This is a genomic window from Nocardioides sp. YIM 152315 (assembly GCF_029210375.1).
Lineage (GTDB): Bacteria > Actinomycetota > Actinomycetes > Propionibacteriales > Nocardioidaceae > Nocardioides.
In genome coordinates this window covers 21,528-30,519 of sequence record NZ_JARGER010000014.1, presented here as the reverse complement: position 1 = coordinate 30,519, position 8,992 = coordinate 21,528, and the positions used below count along the sequence as shown (strand labels likewise).

The 8,992-nt window shown below is 71.0% G+C and carries 8 protein-coding genes; 5 read left to right on the top strand and 3 right to left on the bottom strand.

Annotated elements, in window-relative coordinates; all coding sequences use genetic code 11:
* Positions 1 to 120: 120 nt before the first annotated feature.
* Positions 121 to 792: an MBL fold metallo-hydrolase gene (locus PZ894_RS03830; RefSeq protein WP_275742648.1), complete on the bottom strand. Its 672-nt coding sequence runs from the start codon at positions 790 to 792 to the stop codon at positions 121 to 123.
* A 1-nt stretch (position 793) separates the two neighbouring features.
* Entirely contained in the window at positions 794 to 1,498 is a 705-nt protein-coding gene (locus PZ894_RS03825) for a maleylpyruvate isomerase family mycothiol-dependent enzyme (RefSeq protein ID WP_275742646.1), read from the bottom strand.
* A gap of 146 nt (positions 1,499 to 1,644) precedes the next feature.
* Between PZ894_RS03825 and uvrA the strand changes: the two genes are divergently transcribed.
* Positions 1,645 to 4,641, top strand: coding sequence for an excinuclease ABC subunit UvrA (gene uvrA, locus PZ894_RS03820; RefSeq protein WP_275742644.1), 2,997 nt, complete (start codon positions 1,645 to 1,647; stop codon positions 4,639 to 4,641).
* A gap of 4 nt (positions 4,642 to 4,645) precedes the next feature.
* Here uvrA and PZ894_RS03815 read toward each other — a convergent pair whose 3' ends face one another.
* Positions 4,646 to 5,233 carry a hypothetical protein gene (locus PZ894_RS03815; protein ID WP_275742642.1) on the bottom strand — a complete coding sequence of 196 codons (588 nt, stop codon included), beginning with the start codon at positions 5,231 to 5,233 and terminating at the stop codon, positions 4,646 to 4,648.
* 137 nt (positions 5,234 to 5,370) lie between these two features.
* Between PZ894_RS03815 and PZ894_RS03810 the strand changes: the two genes are divergently transcribed.
* The 4 genes from PZ894_RS03810 to rapZ are packed head-to-tail and all read left to right on the top strand — an operon-like array spanning position 5,371 to position 8,989.
* A complete protein-coding gene (locus PZ894_RS03810; protein ID WP_275742640.1) occupies positions 5,371 to 5,784 on the top strand; it encodes a Rieske (2Fe-2S) protein in 414 nt (137 codons plus the stop codon).
* A 29-nt stretch (positions 5,785 to 5,813) separates the two neighbouring features.
* Complete coding sequence (locus PZ894_RS03805; RefSeq protein WP_275742638.1) at positions 5,814 to 6,041, top strand: hypothetical protein; 228 nt, start codon at positions 5,814 to 5,816, stop codon at positions 6,039 to 6,041.
* Positions 6,042 to 6,094: 53 nt separating this feature from the next.
* Positions 6,095 to 8,095, top strand: a complete 2,001-nt coding sequence (gene uvrC, locus PZ894_RS03800; protein WP_275742636.1) for an excinuclease ABC subunit UvrC — start codon at positions 6,095 to 6,097, stop codon at positions 8,093 to 8,095.
* Between the two features lie 3 nt (positions 8,096 to 8,098).
* Positions 8,099 to 8,989 (top strand): RNase adapter RapZ, encoded by an 891-nt coding sequence (gene rapZ, locus PZ894_RS03795; protein ID WP_275742634.1) that lies wholly within the window; start codon positions 8,099 to 8,101, stop codon positions 8,987 to 8,989.
* Positions 8,990 to 8,992 lie beyond the last annotated feature (3 nt).

Sequence of the window (8,992 nt, the reverse complement as noted above, 5' to 3'; positions counted from 1 at the left end):
GCGTCAGCCTCTGCCACTGGCACCACAACCGCGCCCACGACCCAAACTACGACACCACCTACCTGCCCACCGGCCAGGTCCAGTTCCACCGCAGGACATGACAGGGGAAGTGGGTAGTCGTCACCAGCCGCGCGCGCGCCATTCCGGCAGCGACGCGCGCTCGGCGCCGAGCGTGGAGTCGTCACCGTGACCGGGGTAGAACCACGTGTCGTCGGGGAGTCGGTCGAACAGCTTGGTCGACACGTCCGCGATGAGGCGGTCGAAGGCGGCGGAGTCGCCGAACGTGTTGCCGACGCCGCCCGGGAAGAGCGAGTCCCCGGTGAAGAGGTGCGGGTGGCCGGACGGATCGTCGTACAGCAGGGCGATCGAGCCAGGGGTGTGCCCGTCGAGCGCGATCACCGACAGCGTGCACGAGCCGACCACGACCGTGTCCCCGTCGTGCACGGACCGCGTGACGGCTACGCCGGTCTGCTCGGTGACCGCCTCGGCGTCGGGCGCTCCGGCGACGACGCCCGCGCCGGTCGCCGCGACGACGTCGGACAGCGCCCGGTGGTGGTCCCAGTGCTGGTGGGTCGTCACGACCGTGGTGAGTCCGGCGGACCCGATCAGCGGCAGCAGCGTCTCGGCGGAGTCGGCGGCGTCGACCAAGACCTGGTCGCCGGTCTCGCGGCAGCGCAGGAGGTAGCAGTTGTTCGACATCGTCGGGTCCACGGCGACCTTGGTGATCACGAGGTGCTGCAGCTCGCGTACGTCGGGCCCACCGCCGACCGTCACGGCTCCGGTGTAGGCCATGTCACATGCCTCCGATCCGCGGCAGGGCGCCGCCCTCGCAGGTGAGACCGGGCGCCGGTCGTCCGGTGAGCCACCAGGCCAGCTCGCTGGCGGTGCCCGTGACGGTCGGACCGCCGGTGCCGGCGGACCACGCCCGGTCCAGGTCCGTGGGCTGCAGGGAGAACGCGCCGGCGGCGGGGTCGCGGAGGTGCTTGGAGTCCAGGACGTGCAGGACGAAGGCGTCCGGCCACTGCGGGTGGGTGTAGCCGGCGTCGAGGTCGGCGTGGTGGATCTCCACCTCGCCCAACCGCATCCAGGGGACGTCGCCGACGCGGAAGGTCCGGCCGCCGGGCACCCGTTCGACCACCGTCTCGCCCTCGTCGTCCGGGACCGCGTCGATCGCGTCCGCGAGGTCCGTGCACGCGCCGAGCAGGCGCGACCGCAGCACGGCGGGAGCCGCCGTCGCCAGCGACTCGATGTCGCCGTCCCGGTCCTCCTGGGAGCGGTACATCGAGACCCGCCGTCCCTCGACCACACCGGTCAGCGCGCCGGCGAGGCCCTCGGCGTTCAGGGCGAGATGGGCGACGACGTGCGCGCGTGTCCAGCCGGGCAGCCCGCTCGGCTCGGCGTACGCCGGATCGGGGAGCGCGTCGACCGTGCGCACGAGGCGACGCGTCGCCTCCGGCAGCTCGGTGTCCACGACGGTCTCCGCAGTGAGGTCGGTCATGGTCACATCCTGCCGGACCGGTCGACCCGCGGGCATTGTCGGTGGCCCGTGAGATCGTGGGGACCACCGGCGCGTCCCGGGTCGTCGTGGCTTGCTCGCGCCCGTTAGGATGGCGAACGTCTGTTCGAAGCGAGGGGAATCAGTCAGTGGCGGACCAGCTCATCATCCGGGGTGCCCGGGAGCACAACCTCAAGGACGTCTCGCTCGACCTGCCGCGTGACTCGCTGATCGTCTTCACCGGCCTCTCCGGGTCCGGCAAGTCCTCGCTCGCCTTCGACACGATCTTCGCGGAGGGCCAGCGGCGGTACGTCGAGTCGCTGTCCGCCTACGCCCGTCAGTTCCTCGGCCAGATGGACAAGCCCGACGTCGACTTCATCGAGGGCCTGTCGCCCGCAGTGTCGATCGACCAGAAGTCCACCTCGAAGAACCCGCGCTCGACGGTCGGCACGATCACCGAGGTCTACGACTACCTCCGCCTCCTCTACGCGCGCGCGGGCCGACCACACTGCCCGACCTGCGGCGCGCCGATCGAGCGACAGACGCCGCAGCAGATCGTCGACCGGGTGCTCTCCCTGGAGGAGGGCCGCCGGTTCCAGGTGCTCGCACCGGTGATCCGGGGCCGCAAGGGCGAGTACGTCGAGCTCTTCAAGCAGCTGCAGACGCAGGGGTTCTCGCGGGCCCGGGTAAACGGTGAGACGTACGCGCTCGACGAGCCACCCAAGCTGGACAAGCAGAAGAAGCACACGATCGAGGTCGTGGTCGACCGACTGGCCGTCAAGGCGTCGTCCAAGCGGCGCCTCACCGACTCGGTGGAGACGGCGCTGCAGCTCGCCGGCGGCCTGGTGCTCTTCGACTTCGTCGACCTCGATGCGAAGGACCCCGGTCGCGAGCTGCGGTTCAGCGAGAAGATGGCGTGCCCCAACGAGCACCCGATCGACACCGACGAGCTCGAGCCGCGCTCGTTCTCGTTCAACTCGCCGTTCGGCGCCTGCCCGGCCTGCCACGGACTCGGCACCCGGCTCGAGGTCGACCCCGAGCTGGTCGTGCCCAACCCGGAGGCCACCCTCGGCGAGGGCGCGATCCAGCCGTGGAGCCAGGCGCACGTCGCCGACTACTTCCTGCGACTGCTGGGCGCCCTCGGCGACGAGCTGGGCTTCGACCTCAACACGCCGTGGGAGGACCTGCCGGCGAAGGCGCAGAAGGCGATCCTCAACGGGCACCCGACCAAGGTCCACGTCGTGACCCGCAACCGCTACGGACGCCAGCGCGCCTACTACGCGGAGTTCGAGGGCGTCGGCTCCTACATCGAGCGACGCCACCACGAGGCGGAGTCCGACGTCAGCCGGGAGCGCTACGAAGGCTTCATGCGCGAGGTGCCCTGCCCCTCGTGCGGCGGCAGTCGCCTCAAGCCGGTCTCGATGTCGGTGACGCTGGGCGCGTCGCTCCAGGACGGCGGGAAGAGCATCGCCGAGGTCTGTGCGCTGCCGATCAACGAGACCGCCGACTACCTGCGCGACCTCGACCTCACCGCACGCGAGCGGCAGATCGGCGAGCGGGTCCTCAAGGAGATCCAGGAGCGGCTGAACTTCCTCCTCGACGTCGGCCTCGACTACCTCTCGCTCGACCGGCCGTCGGGCTCGCTCTCCGGTGGCGAGGCGCAGCGCATCCGGCTGGCGACCCAGATCGGCGCCGGCCTGGTCGGTGTCCTCTACGTGCTCGACGAGCCCTCGATCGGCCTCCACCAGCGCGACAACCACCGCCTGATCGAGACGCTGGTGCGCCTCAAGGACCTCGGCAACACGCTGATCGTCGTCGAGCACGACGAGGACACGATCCGGGTGGCCGACTGGGTCGTCGACATCGGCCCGGGCGCCGGCGAGCACGGCGGTCAGGTCGTCCACAGCGGCAACGTGGCCGACCTGCTCACCCACCCGGACTCGATGACCGGGCAGTACCTCTCCGGCCGCCGCGAGATCCCGGTGCCGGAGGTGCGACGTCCGCGCACCAAGGGGCGGGAGCTGACCGTCCACGGCGCCCGCGAGCACAACCTGCAGAACGTGGACGTCTCGTTCCCGCTCGGCATGTTCGTGGCCGTCACCGGGGTGTCCGGCTCAGGCAAGTCCACGCTGGTCAACGACATCCTCTACACCTCGCTGGCCAAGCAGATCTACAACGCCCGCGCGATCCCGGGCCGTCACCAGAAGATCACCGGACTCAACCACGTCGACAAGGTCATCCACGTCGACCAGTCGCCGATCGGCCGCACCCCGCGCTCCAACCCGGCGACGTACACCGGTGTCTTCGACCACATCCGCAAGCTCTTCGCCTCGACCCCCGAGGCGAAGATGCGGGGCTACCTGCAGGGCCGGTTCTCGTTCAACGTCAAGGGTGGCCGCTGCGAGGCGTGTGCCGGCGACGGGACGATCAAGATCGAGATGAACTTCCTGCCCGACGTCTACGTCCCGTGCGAGGTCTGTCACGGTGCGCGCTACAACCGCGAGACGCTCGAGGTGCACTACAAGGGCAAGACGATCGCCGAGGTCCTCGACATGCCGATTGAGGAGGCCGCCGACTTCTTCGCCGCGGTCCCCGCGATCGCGCGGCACATGAAGACGCTGGTCGAGGTCGGTCTCGGCTACGTCCGGCTCGGCCAGCCCGCCACCACGCTGTCGGGCGGCGAGGCGCAGCGGGTGAAGCTGTCCTCGGAGCTCCAGAAGCGGTCGACCGGGCGCACCGTCTACGTGCTCGACGAGCCGACCACCGGCCTGCACTTCGAGGACATCCGCAAGCTGCTGCTGGTGCTCGGGCGCCTCGTCGACCAGGGCAACACCGTGCTGGTCATCGAGCACAACCTCGACGTCATCAAGACCGCCGACTGGCTGGTCGACATGGGTCCCGAGGGCGGCTCGCGGGGCGGCACGATCGTGGCCGAGGGCACCCCGGAGGCGGTCGCGGCCAACCCGGCCAGCTACACCGGCCAGTTCCTCGCGCCCCTGCTCGAGGGCCGGGCCGCGGAGCAGGCGAAGAGGGCACCGGCCCGCAAGGCCGCGGCCAAGAAGGCACCCGCCCGGAAGGCGCCCGCCAGGAAGACCGCCGCGCGGGCGGGGACGGCCAAGAAGGCCGCGGCGCGGAAGGCCGGCTGACCGGTCAGTCGGCGCCCGCGTAGATCGCCAGCTCGGCGGCGAAGAAGTCCTCGAGCCGGCGGCGTACGCCGGGGTCGAGCTCGGCGGGGCGCTCGGGCGACTGGTTGAGCCGTCGCAGCGCGAGCGGCGACCCGACCCGGTCGCCGACCCAGGCGAGCAGCGCGTCGATGTGGTCGTACCTCCACAGGCGGTCGACCAGCACGGTCCCGGTGTCGTCGGAGAGCCAGACCGAGGGCCGGGTGAAGCCGCCCTCGCCGGCCATCACCTGCTCGGCGTACTCGTCCAGCGTGACGTCGGCCGTCGAGCGGTCCTTGCCGTCGAGGTCCGGGCGGGACCGGTAGCGCCACCAGGACGTGACCAGCTCGAGCGGGTGCCGCACCATCGCGATCGTGGCGTACGACGAGCGCGGGAAGCCGTCACGCGCCAACCGCGGCGCCACCTCGGCCTCGAAGCGACGAGGCGGCATGTGCTTGTCGGACGGGGGCGTCCGGATCTCGAGGTGGGCGTAGGGACGCAGCGCGCGCTGGACCGAGGTCGATCCGGCCTTCGACGCCGCGAGGAAGACGAAGCCGTGCTGGGGCGCCGCGAGCATGGCCCGCAGTCTAGGAGGGCGGACCCGCTGCCTCTCATCGGACTCTCATCGGCCTCTCACCGACGAGACGTCGTCCCCGGCTAGTGTGAACTTCAACGAACGCGCACCCGTGACAGACGCATGGAGGACGACGACTTGTGACCACCGACGGCATCACCCGCCGCCAGACGTTGACCGGAGCCGCCGCCCTCGGAGTGGCCACGCCCCTGCTCGCAGCCTGCGGGAGTGACGACGGCGGCGAGGCCGCCGAACCGCCTCCCGCCGGCGAGGAGCTCGGCGCGACGAGCGACGTCCCCGTCGGTGGGGGCAAGATCTTCGGCGACCAGAAGGTGGTGGTCACCCAGCCGACCGAGGGCGACTTCAAGGCGTTCTCGGCCGTCTGCACCCACCAGTCCTGCGTCGTCGCGCGGATCGCCGATGGCACGATCGACTGCACCTGCCACGGCAGCAAGTTCTCGGCCGCCGACGGCTCGGTCGTCAACGGGCCGGCCACGTCCCCCCTCGCCCCGGTGAGCATCAGCGTCGACGGGGACACCATCTCGACCGCCTGACCGGGCGGTCCCTCTCGGGAGGTAAGCCCATGCAAGGACCCCTCGACAGCGCACGGCTGTCCCGGCGCCGCACCCTCGGTGGCGCGGCCGTCGCCGGCGTCGCAGTGCCGCTCCTGGCCGCGTGCGGCGACGACGGGGGCGATGCCCACGGCAGCAGGTTCTCGATCGAGGACGGCTCCGTCGCCAATGGACCCGCGAGCTCGCCGCTCGAGGAGGTGCCGGTCGCCGTGCAGGGCGGCACGATCGGCCGCGCCTGACGAGCCGACGGCCGCGGTGCGCGACTGTCGGCACCGGACCGTAGGGTTGGGTCGTGCCTCCCGCTCCACCCCCGCGCTCGCCCCGAGGCCCGCTGTCCTACCGCCCCGCGCCCGGCTCGATCCCGACCCAGCCCGGTGTCTACCGGTTCCGCGACCCCCGCGGTCGGGTCGTGTACGTCGGCAAGGCGAAGAACCTGCGCGCCCGGCTCTCGTCGTACTTCCAGGACGTCGGCAACCTGCACCCGCGCACGGCGACGATGGTGACCACGGCGGCGTCGGTGGAGTGGACGGTCGTGAAGACCGAGGTCGAGGCGCTCCAGCTGGAGTACTCCTGGATCAAGGAGTACGACCCGCGGTTCAACGTGAAGTACCGCGACGACAAGTCCTACCCGTGGCTGGCCGTGACCGTCGGCGAGGAGTTCCCGCGCGTGATGGTCGGCCGCGGCGCCAAGCGCAAGGGCACCCGCTACTTCGGCCCCTACAGCCACGCCTGGGCGATCCGCGAGACCGTCGACCTGCTGCTGAGGGTCTTCCCGATGCGCTCGTGCAGCAAGGGGGTCTTCAAGCGGTCCAGCCAGATCGGGCGTCCCTGCCTGCTCGGCTACATCGACAAGTGCTCCGCACCGTGCGTCGGCAGCGTCACGGCCGAGGAGCACCGCGCGATCGTCGACGACTTCTGCGACTTCATGGCCGGGCACACCTCGGCATTCGTGAAGCGCATCGAGAAGGAGATGTACGCCGCCTCCGACGCGCTCGACTTCGAGAAGGCGGCGCGGCTGCGCGACGACCTCGGCGCGCTCAACAAGGCCCTCGAGAAGCAGGCCGTGGTCCTCGGAGACGGCACCGACGCCGACGTCATCGCGCTCGCGGAGGACCCGCTCGAGGTCGCCGTCCAGATCTTCTACGTCCGCGGCGGTCGCATCCGCGGCCAGCGCGGCTGGGTCGCCGACCGCGTCGACGAGGGCGACACGGCGAAGCTCGTCGACGACTTCATCCTCCAGCTCTACGCTGGCGCCGGTCCCGACGAGATCCCGCGGGAGATCCTGGTGCCGGCGCTGCCGCCGGACGTGGCGACGTACGAGACCCTGCTGGGCGACCTGCGCGGCTCGAAGGTGTCGATCCGGATCCCGCAGCGCGGGGACAAGAGGACCCTCCAGGAGACCGTCAAGCAGAACGCCGCCCAGGCGCTGGCGCTCCACAAGACCAAGCGGGCCAGCGACCTGACGACCCGCAATCGCGCGCTGGAGGAGATCCAGGAGTCGCTCGGGCTCGACGAGGTGCCGCTGCGCATCGAGTGCTACGACGTCTCCCACCTGCAGGGGTCCGAGATCGTCGCCTCGATGGTGGTCTTCGAGGACGGCCTGGCGCGCAAGAGCGAGTACCGCCGGTTCCTGATCAAGGGCCAGGACGGCTCCGACGACGTGCGTGCCATGCACGAGGTCATCACGCGGCGCTTCAGGCGGCTGCTCGACGAGCAGGCCACGAGCACCGAGCAGGTCACCGAGAGCGGGCCGATGCTGGTCGACCCCGAGACCGGCCGGCCCCGGAAGTTCGCCTACGCCCCGGGCCTCGTGGTCGTCGACGGCGGGGCGCCTCAGGTCGCGGCGGCGCAGCGGGCGCTCGAGGAGCTCGGCATCGTCGACATCCCGGTGTGCGGACTCGCCAAGCGGCTCGAGGAGGTCTGGCTCCCCGACCAGGAGGACCCCGTCATCCTCGCGCGGTCGAGCGAGGGGCTCTACCTGCTCCAGCGGGTGCGCGACGAGGCCCACCGGTTCGCGATCACCCACCACCGCTCGCGACGGTCGAAGTCGATGGTCGAGAGCCTGCTCGACGGCGTCCCCGGCCTCGGCGAGGTGCGCCGCAAGACCCTGCTCAAGCACTTCGGCTCGCTCAAGAAGCTGCGCGCGGCGACCGTCGACGAGATCGCGATGGTGCCTGGCATCGGCGAGCGCACCGCTTCCGCGATCAAGGAGGCGGTCGCGCAGGAGACCGGCAAGACTGGTCCCAGCATCGTCAGCGTCAACACCGCGACCGGCGAGATCGAGGAAGGCTGAACCATGGCGGAGGGCGTGTCGGCAGCCAGTGCCGACCACCACGGCGAGCTGGTCGTCGTGACCGGCATGACGGGCGCCGGGCGCAGCACGGCGGCCAAGGAGCTCGAGGATCTCGGCTACTACGTGGTCGACAACATGCCGCCGAGCCTGTTGCGCGACGTCGTGCGGCTGGTCGACGAGAGCCGCGGCAAGGAGCAGCCGATCGCGGTGGTGGTCGACGTCCGCTCGGGATCGTTCTTCCAGTCGCTGCAGGCGAACCTGGCGCAGGGCGCGACCGGACGGCGTACGACGCTGGTCTTCCTCGAGGCGACCGACGACGTCCTCGTCCGCCGGCAGGAGGCGGCCCGCCGCCCGCACCCGCTCCAGGGGACCGGGCGGCTGCTCGACGGCCTCCAGCGCGAGCGGCAGGTGTTGGCCGACCTGCGCAGCGAGGCCGACCTGGTCATCGACACGTCGGCGCTCAACGTCCACCAGCTGACCGACCGGATCGCGGAGGCGTTCGGCACCCCCGACACGACCCGCCTCAAGGTGACGGTGACCAGCTTCGGGTTCAAGTACGGCATCCCCGTCGACGCGGACTTCGTGGCCGACATGCGGTTCCTGCCCAACCCGCACTGGATCCCCGAGCTCCGGCCCAGCAGTGGCAAGGACGTCGAGGTCTCCGAGTACGTCATGGCGCAGGCTGGTGCCACCGAGTTCCTCGACGCCTACGTGCCGCTGCTGGAGGGCGTCGCGCAGGGCTACCTGCGGGAGGGCAAGCGGTTCATGACCGTCGCCGTCGGGTGCACGGGCGGCAAGCACCGCAGCGTCGCGATGACCGAGGAGATCGCGCGCCGGCTGACGGACGCCGGCCTCGACGCACGGGCGACCCACCGCGACCTGGGACGGGAGTGAGGC

Coding starts and splice junctions, on each gene's coding strand:
- PZ894_RS03830 (WP_275742648.1), bottom strand. CDS start 792: ATGGCCTACACCGGAGCCGTGACGGTCGGCGGTGGGCCCGACGTACGC.
- PZ894_RS03825 (WP_275742646.1), bottom strand. CDS start 1,498: ATGACCGACCTCACTGCGGAGACCGTCGTGGACACCGAGCTGCCGGAG.
- PZ894_RS03815 (WP_275742642.1), bottom strand. CDS start 5,233: ATGCTCGCGGCGCCCCAGCACGGCTTCGTCTTCCTCGCGGCGTCGAAG.
- PZ894_RS03805 (WP_275742638.1), top strand. CDS start 5,814: ATGCAAGGACCCCTCGACAGCGCACGGCTGTCCCGGCGCCGCACCCTC.
- rapZ (WP_275742634.1), top strand. CDS start 8,099: ATGGCGGAGGGCGTGTCGGCAGCCAGTGCCGACCACCACGGCGAGCTG.